The following is an 18,059-nucleotide window of genomic DNA, read 5'->3' as shown; positions in this document are numbered from 1 at the left end:
CAACCCCGCAAATTTAAAAGAGCTGGCGTGTTTATTTTCTCGGTGTTCATGCTGGCGGCATGCTCCTCGGGTAAATATGCAGCGACGAATAAAATATATAAAGATCAGGCCAGTGGCTTTGCAGAAATGGTAAAGGCTACGCCTCCGGTCAACCAGACCGTCGCCACCTTAGACCCTTCTGTTCAGTCCTGGATCGGTTCTGTTAACTTTGGGATCCGCAGACCTAATTTTGTCATCATACACCATACTGCGCAGGATTCGTTGAACCAAACCGTAAAAACTTTTATCAATAAGAAGGCCGGAGTGAGTGCACATTATGTGGTTGGAAGAGATGGAAAAGTGGTACAGATGGTAAACGACTATTTAAGGGCAAATCATGCAGGTGTTGGAAAATGGGGCAATGACTCGGATTTAAACTCCTCTTCTATAGGAATTGAACTGGATAATAATGGAAAAGAACCCTTTGCAGATGCTCAGCTGAGAAGTTTGGTAGAGCTCCTGGGGGCGCTGAAGAAAAGATATAACATCCCTACTGCCAATTTTATCGGTCATTCAGATATTGCGCCACGACGAAAAATCGATCCCTTGAACTTCCCATGGAAGGTTTTAGCTAAAAAAGGATTTGGCTTATGGTATGATGATGTGCTGAAAATGCCCCCTGTAGATTTTAATGCAGAGCTCGCACTAAGGGTGATGGGGTATGATGTGAGTAACCTTGCTTCAGCAACGGTTGCTTTTAAGATTCATTTTGTGCAAACCGATATCTCTCCGGTACTCACACCAACAGACAAGCTGATCTTATATAATTTATATACGAAATACCTGTAATCTTCTGATTCGTTTAAATTAAAAGACCTGATCAGTACCTATACTGATCAGGTCTTTTAATTTTATAAATACTCCAGCAATTTATTTATTTCCTTTTGCCCAGGCATCTTTCAGCCCGACTGTACGGTTAAATACCAGATGTTCAGGAGTAGAATCCTTATCTACACAATAGTATCCCTTTCTAATAAACTGATACCTGGAATCGACATCTGCGTTTGCTAAATAAGGCTCTATATAAGCTTGTTTAATGATGTCAACGCTATTTGGATTCAGATAATCTTTAAAGTCCCCTTCTTCAGCATCCGGAGATTCTACTGTAAACAGACGGTCGTAGGTTCTGATCTCTGCGCTTTTCGCATGTTTCGTACTTACCCAATGAATGGTTCCTTTGACATTGATGCCACTGGTATCTTCACCGCTTTTAGATTCAGGGATATAGGTACAATGAACTTCAGTCACATTTCCTTCTGCATCTTTACGGAAGTCTTCACATTTCACGATATAAGCATGTTTCAGTCTTACGGTAGCACCAGGAGCTAATCTGAACCATTTTTTTGCAGGCTCTTCCATGAAATCTTCGCGTTCAATCCACAATTCATTGCTGAAAGGAATTGCTCTGATTCCGCCTTTATCTTCTGCTTCAGGATTATTTTCTCCATGAAGAATTTCTTCCTGTCCTTCCGGATAATTGCTGATGATCAGCTTAATCGGATCCAATACGGCCATTACCCTATTCGCTGTTTTATTCAGGTGTTCACGAACACAGAATTCCAGCAAACTAAGTTCAATCAGGTTTTCTCTTTTTGCAATCCCGATTCTTTCGCAGAATTCACGGATGCTTTCCGGAGTATATCCTCTTCTTCTTAAACCGCTGATGGTAGGCATGCGGGGATCATCCCATCCGCTTACCACACCTTCATTTACCAGTTGCAGCAACTTTCTTTTGCTCATTACAGTATAAGAAAGGTTTAAACGGGCAAATTCATATTGTTTGGAAGGGAAAATTTCCAGGTGTTCGATAAACCAGTCGTATAATTCCCGGTGAGACACATATTCCAGGGTACAAATGGAATGGGTAATCGTTTCCAGGCTATCACTTTGTCCGTGTGCAAAGTCATACATCGGATAGATGCACCATTTGTTTCCTGTGCGGTGATGTTCTGCATGTTTGATGCGATAAATAATCGGATCGCGCATGATCATATTCGGACTGGACATATCCGCTTTAGCCCTTAAAATACGGGTGCCATCGGCAAATTCGCCTGCTTTCATGCGGGCAAAAAGGTCCAGATTTTCTGCAATGCTGCGGGAACGGTATGGGCTGTCTTTTCCTGCTTCAGTAGGCGTACCTTTCAATGCTGCAATTTCTTCAGCACTGCTGTCATCTACATAAGCGAGGCCTTTTTCGATCAGTTTAACGGCAAAATCGTATAAAGTATCGAAGTAATCTGAGGTATAAAGCTCATTTTTCCATTCGAAGCCAAGCCACTTAATGTCTTCCTGCTGGCTGTCTACGTATTCGGTTTTCTCTGTTATCGGGTTGGTGTCATCAAACCTAAGGTTCGTATAGCCACCATATTTTTTGGTCAGACCAAAGTTCAGGCAGATGGCCTTCGCATGTCCGATGTGCAAATATCCATTGGGTTCAGGCGGGAAACGGGTAATTAACGTTTCATATTTTCCGCTGCTTAAATCGTTCTCAATGATCTCCTCAATAAAGTTCAATGATCTTTCCTCACTCATAAAAACTGTAAATTTAGTCTTCAAAGTTAACATAAAAGCGCTAATTTACTTACATTTACAGCCTACTATTCGTATATTTTATGAGCAAGACATTAAACAGGCCCATTAGGGTTTTAGTGGCTAAAGTTGGATTGGATGGGCACGACAGAGGGGCTAAAGTAATAGCAACCTCACTGAGAGATGCAGGAATGGAGGTGATTTATACCGGCTTGCGTCAGACTCCGGAGATGGTGGTAAACACGGCCTTACAGGAAGATGTCGATGCGATTGGGATATCTATTTTATCCGGGGCTCACATGACCGTCTTTCCTAAAATAGTGGACATCATGAGGCAGAAACAAGTCAAAGATGTATTACTCACTGGTGGTGGAATCATCCCGGAAAGCGATATGCAGAAGCTCAAGGATATTGGAGTGGGTGAATTGTTTGCACCAGGTACCACCATGGAAACCATCGTAAACTATATCAAAGGCTGGGTAGTCGAAAACAGAAATTTTTAGATTATGGCATATCAGAATATCTTATCAGAAATAAGGGCACAAGTGCTTTATGTAACCATCAACAGGGAGCAAAAGCTAAATGCTTTAAATAAAGAAACATTAACAGAGTTGGCAGATGCGATTGCCTTTGCCAGCAGTAGTGATGAGGTGCGGGCAGTATTGCTGACCGGAGCAGGAGAAAAAGCTTTTGTTGCCGGGGCAGACATTTCTGAATTTGCAGCCTACAGTGGAGAGCAAGGGGAGGCTTTGGCCAGAAACGGACAAAATACCGTATTTGATGCCATCGAAAATTGCCCTAAGCCGGTTATTGCCGCAATCAATGGATTTGCTTTAGGTGGTGGTCTGGAACTGGCTATGGCCTGTCATATTCGTGTGGCATCAGAAAACGCCAGACTGGGCTTGCCTGAAGTATCATTGGGTTTAATACCCGGTTATGGAGGCACACAGCGATTAACGCAGCTTGTTGGTAAAGGCCGTGCAATTGAAATGATCACTACTGCAGATATGATTACTGCAGCACATGCCGAAAAAATAGGATTGGTAAATTATACTGTTCCTGCAGCGGAGCTTTTGTCTAAAGTGGAAGAAATTCTGGCAAAAATAAAATTACGCGCACCATTGGCAATTGCCAGTGCCATCAGAGCAGTAAACTCCTCGCTTGTTTTTGATGAAAATGGATTCGAAACAGAAATCGAAGAGTTTGGTAAGTGTTTTGATACAAATGATTTTAAAGAAGGTACTACTGCTTTTTTAGAAAAAAGGAAACCTGCGTTTTTGGGTAAATAAGCCCTGTTTATACCGTATTTAAAGCCCATTGAACACTGTTCGATGGGCTTTTGTTATAAATAAAAACTGACCTTTTTATAGGCCAGATGATTTAAAAGTGTAGAAAATATTTCCCATACTAAAAAATGTATTTATATTTATCTATTATTTTGCAGTAAACTATTTTATTTCCCTATGAGAAAAATATTAATTGTTGATGATGAAATAAACATTGGTTTATTACTATCTAAATTTTTGACCCGAAATTCATTTAGTGTCTCAACAGCTACAAGCGGTGTTTCCGCGATGGAATATCTGGCAAAGGAAAGTTACGACCTGGTGTTGTGTGACTATCGTTTGGAGGATACCGACGGAAAGGAGATGCTAATCAAGATTAAGGAAAGCTATCCAGGTACCGGTGTTATTATCATAACGGGTTATTCTGATATTAAACTGGCAGTAGAACTGATCAAGCTTGGGGCTTATGACTATATCACCAAGCCGCTCTATCCGGATGAAATATTAAATACGATCAATAAGGCGATCGATACCCAAACCGCTTTAAACGAGAATAGGGCTGAAACGCCGGCTGAAGCACCAAAACAAAAGGGAAGCAAGCAGATTTATAACCAGACGGATAATTTCGTTGCCGGACAAAGTACGGCATCCAAAGAGCTGCTCAAGCAGATCCAGTTGGTGGCACCAACTGCATACAGCGTAATCCTGACCGGTGAAAGCGGAACAGGAAAAGAATCTGTTGCGATGGCCATTCACTTAAATAGCCCAAGAAAAAACAATCCATTTGTAGCGATGGACTGCGGTTCTTTAACAAAAGAGCTTGCAGGCAGCGAATTCTTTGGACATGAAAAAGGATCCTTTACAGGAGCTCTTTATACCAAGATTGGTCATTTTGAAATGGCCAATGGAGGAACACTCTTTCTGGATGAAGTGGGAAACCTTTCCTATGAAATCCAGGCGGCCTTATTGAGGACAGTACAGGAACGTAAAATCAAGAGAATAGGTAGCACAAAAGAAATTGATCTGGATGTAAGGATCATTGTGGCCACAAATGAAAACCTGACAAATGCCATTCAAAAAGGCAGGTTCAGGGAAGATTTATACCATCGTTTTAACGAATTCTCTATTGCACTTCCGCCATTGAGTCAGCGTGGACGTGACATTATGGTCTTTGCCAATACTTTTCTGGAGGTTGCCAATCATGAGCTGAGCAGAAATGTTCAGGGTTTCTCCGAAGAGGTAGAAGAATGTTTCCTGACTTATAACTGGCCTGGAAATGTGAGGGAGTTAAAGAACGTGGTGAGGCGGGCAACATTGCTCACCGAAACACAGGAAATTCAATTAAAGGCCCTTCCTCTGGAGATCTCTACTTATGCGAAAGCTTCCGCTATGGAAAGTTCTATCTCGCGTACCGAGAAACCCAGGGACTTGAAAAACGCGGCTCTGGAAGCAGAGTACGAAGCGATCCTGAAAGTATTGAGAGAAGTTAATTTTAATAAAACCAAAGCGGCTAAAATCCTGAATATCGACAGGAAAACGCTGTATAATAAAATGAGGGCGATTAATCTGGAAACCTAAGCGCCAATGTCATTATTTACCTACAAACAAAGGAATAACATTACCCTGCTGATCATCATCATTCTGGGGTGTTTAATCGCTTATTCCTTACAGGGGATCTTTAGTTCTATTTTAGGGACCCTGGTATTGTATACGATTTTGAGACCGGCATTCTTATATCTGGCAGAAGAGCAAAAATGGAATAAACGACTTGCCGCTCTTCTGCTTTTATTTGTCTCCGTGCTGGTCATTATCCTCCCTTTCTACGCATTAAGCTCGATGGTGATCGAAAAAATCGCTGAACTGCAGAGCGATCATATCTATTTTAAGAACCTGATTTTCAAAGTGAAACACCTTGTTCCGGTCGGGAGTGATTTCCAGAACTTGGTAGAGGATGGGCTGAAAAAAGCAGGAACCTGGGCTACAGAACTCTTTCCTTCCCTGATTTCGGGTGCCTTTAATATCGTTTTGGGGCTGTTGATCATGTACTTTCTGCTGTATTTTATGTTGGTGGAAAGAGAGAAATTCGAGCGCTCTTTATTAAAATATGCGCCCTTCCGTGAACAGAATGCTTATCGCTTTGCGGAAGAAATGCGAAATACTACTTATGCAAATGTGCTTGGACAGGGCCTGATCTCAGTGGTGCAAGGTGGATTAGTGAGTTTATCCTTTTATGTTCTTGGTTACTCCGATCCCTTGTTTTGGGGTGTAATGACCACTTTTATTTCTTTTGTCCCGGTTCTGGGGCCTCCTGTGATTTTTGTTCCCGCAGCATTGCTGCAAATGGCCAATGGAAATAATTTTGCCGCCTGGGCCATGTTGATTTTTGGTTTTGTGGTCATTATCAATATCGACAATGTCCTTCGTTTTATGATTGCGAAAAAAGTTGGCAACATTCACCCCATTATAACAGTAATTGGCGTAGTTATTGGTATACCCTTATTTGGGATATTAGGTCTGGTCTTCGGTCCGCTGCTACTGTCATACTTCATATTGCTGATCAAAATATATGAAACCAGCGCAATGGCATCCGAAAGATTGGAAAGAATTAAAACAATTTCTGAACAGGAATAGTTATAATCATTATATTCCAGAGTCAATAAAGGAAATGTTAAACACAAAATTTAAATGTCATGAATGATAATTCAAAAGTATTAATTGGGCTATTGGCCGGTTTAGCTGCAGGTGCGGCATTGGGATTACTGTTTGCTCCGGAAAAAGGAAGTGAAACAAGAGATAAATTGAGCCAGTCGTTAAAGGATCTTGGAGATTCTATTAAAGACAAAGCCGCAGATGAGATCAATAACCTGAGCAGCCTGAAAGATAAAGTGGTTAGTTCTGTAAAAAATAAGCTTCGTCAGACTGAAGAAGAGTTTGCTGATGATGTAGAACACGCATAAATTACCCCTAAAACCAAAGATAATGCAGGAAAATAAAGAAAAAGATCTGGAGGACCTGGTAGAGGACGCAAAGGGATATGTGAATACCCGGCTGGAATATACCCGGCTGTACCTGGTAGAACGGGGTTCTAAGATGTTTGCTGATATGGTGACCAATGCCACCGTTGCGATATGTTTCCTGCTGGCTTTCCTGTTCGGAACCTTTACTTTAGCCCTGTTTTTATCAGACGTTCTGGGTAGCTATACAAGAGGTTTTGGCTGTGTTGCTCTGATCTATATCTTATTGGCCACCATCGTTTATTTTACGAAAGAAAAATATATTGAAAAGGCCATTGTTAACTTTGCAATCAAGCGCTATTTCAATAAATTAGCGGATAAGGAAGAAGAAGATGAACAGAAAGTATAACATCAATAACCTGGAAGACCTTCACCAACAGGTGCGCTTACTTAAGGCGGAATATCGTTTTAAAGGAGATGCATTGGTTGGCGATTCTAAGAAATACCTTCATCAGTTTACGGTAGGTGCTTTTATTAAAAAGTACGCCACTCCATCTGCATTTCTTAAAATAGACGATAAGTTTAACATCAGTAGTAAAGTCATGTCGCTGATCCTTCCTTTGGTGATGAACAGCACCTTTTTCAGAGGCTCTGGCATCGTAACTAAGGCCTTGGTGGGATTGGCTTCAGGTAAAGTAGGAAAGTCGCTGGACGCAGAGCATTTGTCTGCGATATTCAATTCTGTTAAATCCTGGTTCAGCAAATCGAAGAAAAATAAAAATACAGATCCGCTTGAGGTGGATTACGGCATTCCGCCGGATAGTGAAACCTATTAAACAAAAAAGGAAGCCCTGAAGCTTCCTTTTTTTATGTCTGAACATTTAACCATTGCCCGGTTTAGCTCCGGGCAATGATGATTAAACCGTTGTTTTGATTTTTAGTTCATTTAGTTGTTTCTCGTCAATGGTAGAAGGGCTATCGATCATTACATCTCTTCCTGAATTGTTTTTAGGGAAGGCGATCACATCACGGATGCTGTCTAATCCTGCGAAAATAGAACATAACCTATCGAAACCGAAGGCGATTCCACCATGTGGAGGAGCACCAAATTCAAAAGCATCCATCAGGAAGCCAAATTGTTTTTGAGCTTCTTCCGGAGAGAATCCCAAATGCTTAAACATCAGGGCCTGCAAAGTTCTGTCGTGGATCCGGATAGAACCCCCACCGATTTCCGTACCATTTACCACCATATCGTAAGCATTTGCCCTTACTTCGCCTGGCTTGGTGTCTAATAAGGCAATATCTTCCGGTTTTGGAGAAGTAAAAGGATGGTGCATTGCATGATAACGCTCTGATTCCTCATCCCATTCCAATAACGGGAAATCAAGTACCCAAAGTGCACTGTATTTATTTTTATCACGTAACCCTAATCGTGTACCCATTTCCAGGCGCAATTCACTCAGTTGTTTACGTACTTTATCCTGTACTCCTGCCATGATCAACACTAAATCTCCGGGTTGGGTATTCAATGCTGCAGACCATTTTTTCAGTTCCTCCTCGTTATAGAACTTATCTACAGATGATTTCAATGAGCCATCTTCGTTATGTCTCATATAAATCAGGCCTGTTGCGCCGATTTGCGGTCGTTTGATAAAGTCTGTCAGTTCGTCCAGTTGCTTACGTGTATAAGATGCACAAGCGGTGGCATTGATCCCGATTACGAGTTCTGCATTGTCAAATACAGGGAAGTCTTTTCCTTTAACCAGCTCTGTTAATTCAACAAAACGCATGTCAAAACGGGTATCCGGTTTATCGGAACCGTAAAAGCGCATGGCATCTGAATATTGCATTCTTGGTACTTCCGGGAGGTCAAATCCTTTGATGTCTTTGAATAAAGTACGGATCAGGCCTTCAAAAGTGTTCAGAATATCTTCCTGTTCGATGAAAGACATCTCACAGTCGATCTGAGTAAACTCCGGCTGTCTGTCGGCACGTAAATCCTCATCTCTGAAGCATTTTACAATCTGGAAGTAACGGTCGAAACCAGATACCATCAACAATTGTTTGAACGTTTGTGGCGACTGAGGAAGGGCATAAAACTGTCCTTCGTTCATTCTGCTTGGTACCACGAAATCCCTTGCACCTTCCGGAGTAGATTTGATCAATACCGGAGTTTCTACTTCAATAAAGTCCAGGTTATCTAAATAACGACGAACTGCCTGAGCCATTTTATGACGTAAAACCATGTTGTTACGCACCGGATTTCTACGTAAATCCAGGTAACGGTATTTCATACGCAAATCATCACCACCATCAGTTTCATCATCGATCATGAATGGAGGTAATTTCGCTGCGTTTAGTATTTCCAATGCAGTGATTTTGATTTCTACTTCACCCGTAGGCATTTTCAGGTTTTTGTTAGAGCGTTCTACAACGAGTCCGCTGGCTTTAATTACAAATTCCCTGCCCAGGCTACGTGCTGCCTCGCATAATTCCCGGTTGTCGTCCATATTGAAAACCAGTTGGGTGATTCCGTATCTGTCGCGGATGTCAATAAAAGTCATTCCTCCTAAATCCCTGGATTTTTGTACCCAGCCGCACAAGATTACATTTTCGCCTAAATTCTCAATGGTTAGAGCTCCGCAAGTAGTTGTTCTTAACATTATTAAAAGTATTAAGTCCCAAAAATATTGATTTTGAACCGGATATTTCAACCTGTATTGAATTTAGCTTGGTATATTGAAAATATCTGGCTGGCATTCTGGCCTTTCCGGATTTTTACGGGCGTATTTTTTTGTTTTAATGGAGCCTGATCTTTTTGCAAATGGAGTCTGTAATCCTTTTTAAATGAGCTTATTGGTATTCCTTGTTTTTGAGTATTTTTACTGAAACAGATTTAATAAATCTGTGTTGTACTTTCGTGAAATTTACTTAATCTTCAGGTTATGAAATCATTGTATGTATTGCCTTTTTTTGTTACTCTTTGTTATTCGGGGGTAGAAATATCCGGTCCCACAGCTCTTTTTACAGAAGAGAATGCAGCAGACAAGAAGCCCGTTCAGGTATTATATACAATGCCTGAAGAGGGGATGCCGCATGAAGGGACCTGGTTACAGTGGCCGCATCAGTATCAGTATGGTGAAGCTTACAGAGACCGGCTGGATGATGCCTGGATTGAGATGACCCATGCACTTTCTGATGGGGAAAAAGTACATCTGATCGTATATGATGAAGAGGAAGAAGAAAGGGTAAGGGAAATGTTGGCGGAAGATAAAATCTCCCTGAAAAACATTGATTTTAAAATCTATAAGACTGATGATGTCTGGGTGCGTGATAATGGGCCAATTTACGCGAAAGATAACAAGGGGAATTTGGTGATTGAAGACTGGGGTTTCAACGGCTGGGGCAAAAAGGCAGAATTTGAAAATTGTGATGAGATACCAGAGAGGATTGCCAATGATCAGCATAAAAAATACCTGGATTTGAACGAGGTCATGATCAATGAAGGAGGGGCAGTAGAAATTGACGGAAATGGAACGATGATGGCTACAAAAAGCGCGATTCTGAATAAGAACCGAAACCCGGGAATGAGTCAGGCAAAAGCGCAGGAGATATTTACCAGATATTACGGGGTAACCAATTTTATCTGGCTGGAAGGCAAGGCTGGCCTGGAGATTACAGATATGCACATTGATGGTTTTGCCAGATTTGGAGATAAAAACACAATTGTGACCATGAGCCCGGATGATCTTCTGGAATGGCAGGTCCCTCAGAATGACATCAATAAACTGTATCAGTCGACAAATAAAAACAAGAAGAAATACAATTTTGTCAAGCTACCCCTAACTTCAGAAAATGTAACTACGGCTTATGGCAAAAAACTGGACTATCCAGGCTCTTATGTCAATTATTATATTGCTAATAATGTCGTTTTGGTGCCAAATTATAAAGATCGGAATGATGCGGTCGCGAATGCCATCATTCAGAAGTTATATCCAAACCGGGAAGTTGTGGGGATTGACGTAAGGAATTTATATGCCAATGGCGGGATGATTCATTGCGTTACGCAACAACAACCCAGGTGATAAAACACAGACCAGACAATTCCGGGCTGTACCTGAGATATAATACTTGTTCTTGTGCCTGTTTCAATACATTTGGAACTGGCAATACCTGTCTTTTCGGCAATAAAAGCAGATATTAAAAATATTTTTGTTTTTGATGCAACGTTTCAAAAAATCAATTGTCATTTATAGCGAACTGGAAAACATTGGAAACTGTATACATTGATAAACACGTAACACTCGTGAACGAGTGCCGGCAGGGAAACCGGAAAGCACAATTTGAAATCTACAAATTGTATGCTAAGGCTATGTATAACGTAGCATTGAGGATCGTCAATTTTGATGATGAGGCAGAAGACGTTTTACAGGAAGCATTTTTAGACGCATTTACGCGGATAGAAAGTTTTAGAGGGGATACTACTTTCGGCCTTTGGCTAAAGCAGATCGTGATCAATAAATCCATCAATTATCTCCGCAAACGTAAAGTGGAGTTTGTAAATATTGAACAGGTGGATGTGGCGGATGAAACGGAAAATGATGAGGAAGACCTGCAATGGAAAGTAGAAGAGATCCGGGAGGCGATTACACAACTTCCAGACAGGTACCGTGTGGTGCTGACGCTTTATCTTTTTGAAGGGTATGACCATGAAGAGATCTCTCATATTCTGAAGATCACTGAGGGAACTTCCCGCACTCAGTACATGCGTGCAAAAATAAAATTAAATAGCTTATTAGTAAAGAGAGGAGTATAAAGATGAATAATAGGGGTATTGAAGAGTACATTAAAGAACACAAGAAGGAGTTTGATTTTAAAACACCATCAGACCAGTTATGGGGCAGGATAGACGCTGCACTGGATAAAGAAAAAATAAAAAAAAAATCGGCAATGCCATTGTGGTTAGGTATAGCTGCGTCCTTGATCCTGATCATGACGGTTACTTTTATCTATACTTATCGTGACCGCAATAAAGAGCTGGAAATCGCAGACATCAATCCGGTGTATGGAAAGAAAGAATTGAAGTTTGCCAGCCTGATCGAGGAAAAAAAAGACAGTTTGCAGGTGTATGCAAAGAAAAACCCAGTGTTGTATGCCCGTTTTAGTGCGGATTTGGGGCAGTTAGACAAGGACTATGAACAATTAAAAAAAGAACTGCAAAATAGTCCAAATCAAAAAGTGGTGGTAAAAGCAATGGTCAAAAATCTGGAGCTTCAGTTGCAGGTGATCAATCAGCAGCTGTCTATCATCAATGAAGTGAATCAATACAAAGAGGACAATCAGATATGAAAAAATTAATTTTGGGATTGGCTAGCCTGGGATTGGCTGCAAATTTCGCTCAGGCGCAATCGAGTGTGTGGGAAGGAAGCAAGGGCCCGAAACTTGCTGTAGTGGCTCCGGTAAGGACAGATTTGCAGACCGCACCAATCTCTCCTGAACCGCTTCCCTTGGATCAGGCTCAGGAAGGCATTCAGGATGATCAGAATGATCCGGCAAGGTCTAAGACTTTTTCTAAATCCTTTCCTATGGATGCCAGCGATAAACTGAACCTGAGCAACAAATATGGAGATGTGCTGATCAGGATCTGGGATAAAAGAGAGGTTAAGGTTGATGTAGAGATTAAAGCCTATAGCAGTCAGGATGGCGATGCACAGCGTTTACTTGATGAAACGAGTATTGAGGCTGGGAAAACCGGAGATGTGGTCTCCTTCAGAACCATTATGGGAAACCGTGACGGTAACTATGGAAGCCGTGTCCGGAATGGAAAAGTCGTTTGGAAAAGAGAAATTAAGGTGAATTATGTGGTCTATATGCCGGCGTCAAATTCCTTATCGATGAGTACTCAATATGGAAACATGACGATGGGCAATTTCTCCGGACCTTTATATGCAAAGGTTCAATATGGGAATTTTACTGCGGGAAGCCTGAACAGCAATAACAATTACATTTCCGTTCAATACGGTAAAGCAGATGTGGAAGAAGTTAATGTGGCTACGATTAAGCAGCAATATGGTTCGGGATTAAACATTGGAACAGTGGGAACATTGGACCTGAACGCGCAGTATGTTGGAGTAAACATCAAAAAGGTGAAAGGAAATGCAACTATTAAACAGCAATATGGGCAGGGATTGAACCTGGGTTCAGTTGATAACCTGGACTTAGATGCGCAATATGCTAATGTGACGATAGGTACGATTAATGGAAATGCAACGATTAAGCAGCAGTATAACAACATCTCGATCACATCGGTGAATAAGCTCGTGATTAAAGGTCAGTATGCTAACGTTAAACTGGGAAGTCTGAAAGGCGATGGAACCTTCAAAGTCGCCTATAATAAATTGATTATAGATCAGGTTACATCGGGATGCAGAAATCTGATGATTGATGCGGATTATGCTGGTGTTTCTTTAGGCTTTGGCAGCGGTTATCATGCAGATTTTGATGTGAGGACCAGTTATGGTGGATTTAAACCTGGCCCGGCATCTTCCAGGACCATTAGTGATGATGACAATACCAAACAATATAGCGGTAAGATCGGAAATGGAGGAGGAGCTAAAATCAGCATTAAAGCTGATTACGGCACGGTATCCTTTAATTAAAAGAACTGTTTTCGTTCAAAAAATAAAATCAGGAGAAAGCTTGTTGATCAATTCAGCAAGCTTTTTTTTATATCTTAGCGACTTGATTTATTTTTAGAAAATGGAACTTTTAAGTAGTCCTGAGGCCTGGATATCGCTCTTTACCCTAACGATATTAGAGATTGTTCTGGGAATTGATAATATTGTTTTTATATCCATTCTTGCAGGAAAACTTCCTGTAGAGCAACAGAAAAAAGCCCGTCAGGTGGGCTTGGCGCTGGCCATGATCACCAGGGTTTTACTCTTGTTATCCCTTACCTGGGTCATGAAACTGACTGCCCCTTTGTTTAATGTAGGCGATTGGATTGGCATCAGTAATGCCGGGTGGCTGGAAAAACTGGCGATCTCCGGAAGGGACCTTATCCTCATTATTGGTGGGTTGTTCCTGATCTATAAAAGTACACATGAAATCCACCAGAAGCTGGAAGGTGATGAAGAGGCTGGTATAAAAGGAAAGGTCCATTCTTTCATTGGAATTATCATTCAGATCCTGATTCTTGATGTGGTGTTTTCTCTGGATTCTGTAATCACTGCTGTGGGAATGGCTGATCATATCGAGATCATGATTGCTGCCGTGGTGATCGCTGTCGGAATCATGTTGGTGTCTGCATCAGCAATCAGTGACTTTGTAAATAAGCACCCTACAGTAAAAATGCTGGCTTTATCTTTTCTGTTATTAATTGGAGTTTCGCTACTGGCCGAAGGCTTAGATCAGCATATTCCTAAAGGTTATATCTATTTTGCAATGGCATTCTCGGTATTGGTAGAAATGCTGAACCTGAAAATGAAAAAAGGCAAAAAATCTGTTGAGCTAAGAAATACCCCGCACGAAAACAAGTAAAAATACCGTATGATTTCTTTTTTTGAGGCCTCTCTGGCCGAACTATCGATACACCGTATTGGGAACAAATCTCAGGATGAGTTCTATGTATTGTCTGAAAAGTCAATTCCAATCAAAGACAATATGCTGAGTAATTTATTACAGCAGTACTTTCTTGGACCTTATGCCAAAGTGAATGAAGTGTACCGTTTCTTTCATCCTAACAACGACCTGAATCTGAATGAAGTCTATCATTTTGCTGCCAGAATCTTTGAAGATGGGATGACTTTTCATGAAAACAGCATAGAAATGGCCAAGTATCTGTATGATGTTTCCGGCCATCCAAAGATTAAACCGGGAGAATTATACCTTGCTTATTTTGAAAATGTGCAAATTGAAGGTGAGCTTCATGATGCCATAGGGATTTTTAAATCTGAGACAAAAGAGTCCTTCCTGAAGGTCTATCCTGAGGAAGGTGGTTTTGGTCTGGGGTACGAAGAAGATGCCATTAACATCAATAAACTGGACAAAGGTTGCCTGATTTTTAATACCGATAAGGAAGAAGGGTACCGTGTGGCGGTTATCGATCAGACCAACAGAAGTGCAGAAGCGGTATACTGGAAAGATGAATTTTTAAAGCTAAAGATCAGAAACGATAACTTTAACCAGACCAGCAGCGTTCTGGGCGTCTACAAAAACTTTGTGACCGAAAAGCTGGATCAGGAGTTTGACATTTCAAAAGCAGATAAAATCGACCTGTTGAACAAGTCTATGAAATACTTCAAGGAGAAAGAAAGCTTTGACCTGGAGGAATTTTCAAATGAAGTGATTGGTAATGCTGAAGGGATAGAGTCTTTTAAAAGCTATAAAAAGAACTTTGAGGAAGAGTTTGATACCCCTATTGCAGATACCTTTGACATTTCCGGCGCTGCTGTGAAAAAACAGGCAAGGGTATACAAAAGTGTCTTAAAGCTGGATAAAAACTTTCATATCTATATTCATGGGGATAAGGAACTCATCGAAAAAGGCTTCGATGACGACAAGTCCATGAATTATTATAAAGTATATTTCAGAGAAGAAGAGTAGTCCTTTTACAGGACATACTCATCATTAATTGGCTTTACAGGCTCGGGGATATCGCTTTCTCCGAGCATCTCCAACAGGTTAATTTCTATGGTTCTTGTGATCTGATTTAAAGGAATCGCAGCAGAATTGTTCTCAAAAGGGTTAATCAGCTGCATTCCGTTAATCTGGGTAGAGACAAATACGAATCCGAGCAACCAGCCGATAAAGATCGACCAATATTCTACATAAGAGCTGATCACAAGTGTGATGGAAACAACGAACAGCCAGATAAATACTTTGGTAAGATAAGTATAGGTAGTGGGAAATATCGTGTTCTTAATCCGCTCGGACATGCCCATTTGGTTCGAGAAGTTGACTAGTAACTCATTGAGTTCCATAAAGCGGAAACCATCAATATATCCTTTTTTGGAGAGCATTTGCAGGTCGCGTGATTGGATATTCAAAATCGCATTGTGCATATTCTTGTGCTGTTGAATCTCCAATAGCTCTTCTTCTGTCAGGTATTTGTTATACACATTGTCATCATAATTGCGTAGTGCACCTTTCAGGGTGTATAAAAAAGCAATATGCCTGCAAATCATCTTTTTGATGATGGGTTTTGAATCTTCGTGTTCATCTACATAATTGATCAGGCTTCTGGCCCAGGAACGGGAATCGTTCACTAGCATTCCCCAGATTTTTCGGGCTTCCCACCACCTGTCATAAGCCTGGTTGTTGTTAAATCCGATAAAGAAGGCAATTGCAGTACCCAGAACACTGGGGATAATTGCAGGGATGTCCAGATTATGTGTAATTAAAAACTCTCTTGCGAAGTAAGTGACCGTACAGGAGACGATCATGATCAGGTCGACTTGCCAGGTATTGATCAGTATCCTGCTGAGTTTGATGTGTTGTGCAATGAGCATAGTTATGGAGGTTGATGTTTTGATTTCAATTTACAAACAAAAGGGCTTAATTGTTTGCTTCGTTTAAAATATCTTTTCCGGTGTTTCTGATTTTATTTCTCCGGCTGTTTCTATTGCCTGTTTGTTTTTTTCTGTAAAGGCCTGAGGGATAATTGGGAATAAATAGTAGATTTATTTTTGAAGCCAAATATTCCCTTAACGTATGAGCCAGGAACTACAAAAAAACAGTATTTTCAAAGTCATTGGTGCCTCCTCCCTGGGGACACTGATAGAATGGTATGATTTCTATATTTTTGGCAGTCTGGCCACGATTATCGGGGCGCAGCTCTTTCCGGCAGACGCAGGAGCTTCGGCACTGATCAATACGCTGGCGATTTTTGCAGCTGGCTTTATTGTCAGGCCTTTTGGTGCACTGGTATTTGGCCGCCTGGGCGATTTAATCGGTCGTAAATACACGTTCTTACTCACGCTGGTCTTAATGGGTGGTTCTACCTTTTTAATCGGTCTGATCCCTTCTTATTCAAGTATCGGATATGCTGCACCGATATTGGTGCTGATTTTGCGTCTGGTGCAGGGATTAGCGCTTGGAGGGGAATACGGGGGAGCAGCAACCTATGTTGCAGAGCATGCCCCTGGAAATAGAAGAGGATTTTTCACCAGTTGGATTCAGACAACAGCAACAGGGGGATTGTTCCTCTCTTTGGGGGTGATTGTATTGACTAAAAATCTGATGGGAGCCTCTGCATTCGCGGATTGGGGATGGAGAATTCCTTTCCTGTTGTCCATTCTGTTGGTGGGTGTTTCTATTTATATCCGCTTGAAAATGCATGAATCCCCAATGTTTACCAAATTAAAAACAGAAGGGAAGGTCTCAAAAAATCCTTTAAAGGAGAGTTTCAATAACAAAGCGAATTTTAAAATGGTGCTTCTGGCGCTTTTTGGTGCCACAATGGGCCAGGGGGTGATCTGGTATACCGGTCAGTTTTATGCGCAATCTTTTATTGAAAATACCTGTAAGGTTGATTTTAATGATTCCAGGTATATTCTGCTTTGGGGAATTGCTTTTGCAACCCCATTTTTTGTGATCTTTGGTTCCTGGAGTGATAAAGTGGGGAGAAAATGGATTATGCTAACAGGAATGTTGCTTGGCATTCTTTTCTACAGACCAATATATCAGATCTTTCTGGATGATACCGATTTTACTAAAGTCACACAGCAGGACATTCAGTCGGTTTCTGACGCTGTGGTTACCCGAACGCCAATTGAAGGAAAATCCGATAGCCTGATCTCCACCAGTGCTACCGTGACCCTATTGTCCGGGGCTTCTTATCAAAAGATCCAGTCACATGTCAAATTTGAAGAAAAAGGAAAACCTGTTGCCTTGCAGCCGGATCAGTTCAAGGACAAAAAATTATCGACCATGGTATTCTGGAAATTTGTGGCCCTGATTTTTTTCCAAATCTTATTGGTGACCATGGTTTACGGGCCTATTGCGGCATTTTTGGTGGAGCTTTTCCCAACTAAAATCCGATATACTTCGATGTCTTTGCCTTATCACGTCGGAAATGGGGTATTTGGTGGTCTTGTTCCCTTTATCGCAACGCTGATCGCCAGTTTCTCGGGATCTACTCCCTTATCGGGATTATGGTATCCCATTGGAATCGCCAGCCTGAGCTTTATCATTGGTGCGGTTTACCTTTCCAATAAAAAACCAGTTGAAACAGAAGCCTAAATAAAAAATT

At 41.2% G+C, this 18,059-nt stretch carries 18 protein-coding genes; 15 read left to right on the top strand and 3 right to left on the bottom strand.

All coding sequences use genetic code 11. The features are described from left to right. The first annotated feature begins 48 nt into the window (after positions 1 to 48). Positions 49 to 828, top strand: a complete 780-nt coding sequence (locus BUC20_RS29510) for an N-acetylmuramoyl-L-alanine amidase (protein ID WP_394334175.1) — start codon at positions 49 to 51, stop codon at positions 826 to 828. Positions 829 to 909: 81 nt separating this feature from the next. On the opposite strand, the gene BUC20_RS29505 is transcribed toward BUC20_RS29510, so the two are convergent. Further along, positions 910 to 2,571 carry a glutamine--tRNA ligase/YqeY domain fusion protein gene (locus tag BUC20_RS29505; RefSeq protein ID WP_073237100.1) on the bottom strand — a complete coding sequence of 554 codons (1,662 nt, stop codon included), beginning with the start codon at positions 2,569 to 2,571 and terminating at the stop codon, positions 910 to 912. Between the two features lie 80 nt (positions 2,572 to 2,651). Between BUC20_RS29505 and BUC20_RS29500 the strand changes: the two genes are divergently transcribed. The 7 genes from BUC20_RS29500 to BUC20_RS29470 all read left to right on the top strand — a co-directional run bounded on the left by BUC20_RS29500 (position 2,652) and on the right by BUC20_RS29470 (position 7,644). After that, on the top strand, positions 2,652 to 3,071 hold the full coding sequence (locus BUC20_RS29500) for a cobalamin B12-binding domain-containing protein (protein ID WP_073237097.1): 420 nt from the start codon (positions 2,652 to 2,654) through the stop codon (positions 3,069 to 3,071). 3 nt (positions 3,072 to 3,074) lie between these two features. Next, the gene (locus BUC20_RS29495; RefSeq protein WP_073237094.1) at positions 3,075 to 3,857 is read left to right on the top strand and encodes an enoyl-CoA hydratase/isomerase family protein; all 783 of its coding nucleotides are present in this window, start codon (positions 3,075 to 3,077) and stop codon (positions 3,855 to 3,857) included. A 174-nt stretch (positions 3,858 to 4,031) separates the two neighbouring features. Beyond that, the gene (locus BUC20_RS29490) at positions 4,032 to 5,432 is read left to right on the top strand and encodes a sigma-54-dependent transcriptional regulator (RefSeq protein WP_073237092.1); all 1,401 of its coding nucleotides are present in this window, start codon (positions 4,032 to 4,034) and stop codon (positions 5,430 to 5,432) included. A 6-nt stretch (positions 5,433 to 5,438) separates the two neighbouring features. Next, complete coding sequence (locus BUC20_RS29485) at positions 5,439 to 6,485, top strand: AI-2E family transporter (RefSeq protein ID WP_073237089.1); 1,047 nt, start codon at positions 5,439 to 5,441, stop codon at positions 6,483 to 6,485. A gap of 59 nt (positions 6,486 to 6,544) precedes the next feature. Continuing rightward, positions 6,545 to 6,811, top strand: coding sequence for a YtxH domain-containing protein (locus tag BUC20_RS29480; protein ID WP_073237086.1), 267 nt, complete (start codon positions 6,545 to 6,547; stop codon positions 6,809 to 6,811). Positions 6,812 to 6,833: 22 nt separating this feature from the next. Next, positions 6,834 to 7,217: a phage holin family protein gene (locus BUC20_RS29475; RefSeq protein ID WP_073237084.1), complete on the top strand. Its 384-nt coding sequence runs from the start codon at positions 6,834 to 6,836 to the stop codon at positions 7,215 to 7,217. Continuing rightward, the gene (locus BUC20_RS29470) at positions 7,201 to 7,644 is read left to right on the top strand and encodes a hypothetical protein (protein ID WP_073237081.1); all 444 of its coding nucleotides are present in this window, start codon (positions 7,201 to 7,203) and stop codon (positions 7,642 to 7,644) included. Before BUC20_RS29475 ends, BUC20_RS29470 begins: the two co-directional genes overlap by 17 nt. A gap of 81 nt (positions 7,645 to 7,725) precedes the next feature. Here BUC20_RS29470 and aspS read toward each other — a convergent pair whose 3' ends face one another. Then, on the bottom strand, positions 7,726 to 9,471 hold the full coding sequence (gene aspS, locus BUC20_RS29465) for an aspartate--tRNA ligase (protein WP_073237078.1): 1,746 nt from the start codon (positions 9,469 to 9,471) through the stop codon (positions 7,726 to 7,728). A 282-nt stretch (positions 9,472 to 9,753) separates the two neighbouring features. On the opposite strand from aspS, the gene BUC20_RS29460 reads away from it, so the two are divergent. The 6 genes from BUC20_RS29460 to BUC20_RS29435 all read left to right on the top strand — a co-directional run bounded on the left by BUC20_RS29460 (position 9,754) and on the right by BUC20_RS29435 (position 15,412). Continuing rightward, the gene (locus tag BUC20_RS29460; protein ID WP_073237076.1) at positions 9,754 to 10,893 is read left to right on the top strand and encodes an agmatine deiminase family protein; all 1,140 of its coding nucleotides are present in this window, start codon (positions 9,754 to 9,756) and stop codon (positions 10,891 to 10,893) included. A 185-nt stretch (positions 10,894 to 11,078) separates the two neighbouring features. Further along, entirely contained in the window at positions 11,079 to 11,624 is a 546-nt protein-coding gene (locus BUC20_RS29455) for an RNA polymerase sigma factor (protein ID WP_073237073.1), read from the top strand. 2 nt (positions 11,625 to 11,626) lie between these two features. Continuing rightward, on the top strand, positions 11,627 to 12,157 hold the full coding sequence (locus tag BUC20_RS29450) for a hypothetical protein (protein WP_073237070.1): 531 nt from the start codon (positions 11,627 to 11,629) through the stop codon (positions 12,155 to 12,157). After that, positions 12,154 to 13,467 (top strand): hypothetical protein, encoded by a 1,314-nt coding sequence (locus BUC20_RS29445; protein WP_143166969.1) that lies wholly within the window; start codon positions 12,154 to 12,156, stop codon positions 13,465 to 13,467. The genes BUC20_RS29450 and BUC20_RS29445 overlap by 4 nt, the downstream gene beginning before the upstream one ends. 100 nt (positions 13,468 to 13,567) lie before the next feature. Next, a complete protein-coding gene (locus tag BUC20_RS29440; protein ID WP_073237068.1) occupies positions 13,568 to 14,347 on the top strand; it encodes a TerC family protein in 780 nt (259 codons plus the stop codon). A 9-nt stretch (positions 14,348 to 14,356) separates the two neighbouring features. Continuing rightward, positions 14,357 to 15,412 carry a nucleoid-associated protein gene (locus BUC20_RS29435; protein ID WP_073237065.1) on the top strand — a complete coding sequence of 352 codons (1,056 nt, stop codon included), beginning with the start codon at positions 14,357 to 14,359 and terminating at the stop codon, positions 15,410 to 15,412. A gap of 5 nt (positions 15,413 to 15,417) precedes the next feature. On the opposite strand, the gene BUC20_RS29430 is transcribed toward BUC20_RS29435, so the two are convergent. Then, positions 15,418 to 16,317: a bestrophin family protein gene (locus BUC20_RS29430; protein ID WP_073237062.1), complete on the bottom strand. Its 900-nt coding sequence runs from the start codon at positions 16,315 to 16,317 to the stop codon at positions 15,418 to 15,420. Positions 16,318 to 16,519: 202 nt separating this feature from the next. Here BUC20_RS29430 and BUC20_RS29425 point away from each other — a divergent pair, with 202 nt between their 5' ends. Beyond that, the gene (locus BUC20_RS29425; protein ID WP_073237060.1) at positions 16,520 to 18,049 is read left to right on the top strand and encodes an MFS transporter; all 1,530 of its coding nucleotides are present in this window, start codon (positions 16,520 to 16,522) and stop codon (positions 18,047 to 18,049) included. Positions 18,050 to 18,059 lie beyond the last annotated feature (10 nt).

Origin of the sequence: Pedobacter caeni, assembly GCF_900129215.1 — a bacterium.
Lineage (GTDB): Bacteria > Bacteroidota > Bacteroidia > Sphingobacteriales > Sphingobacteriaceae > Pedobacter > Pedobacter caeni.
Note: the sequence above shows the minus strand (reverse complement) of the source record. Positions and strands in the feature narration are given on the sequence as shown.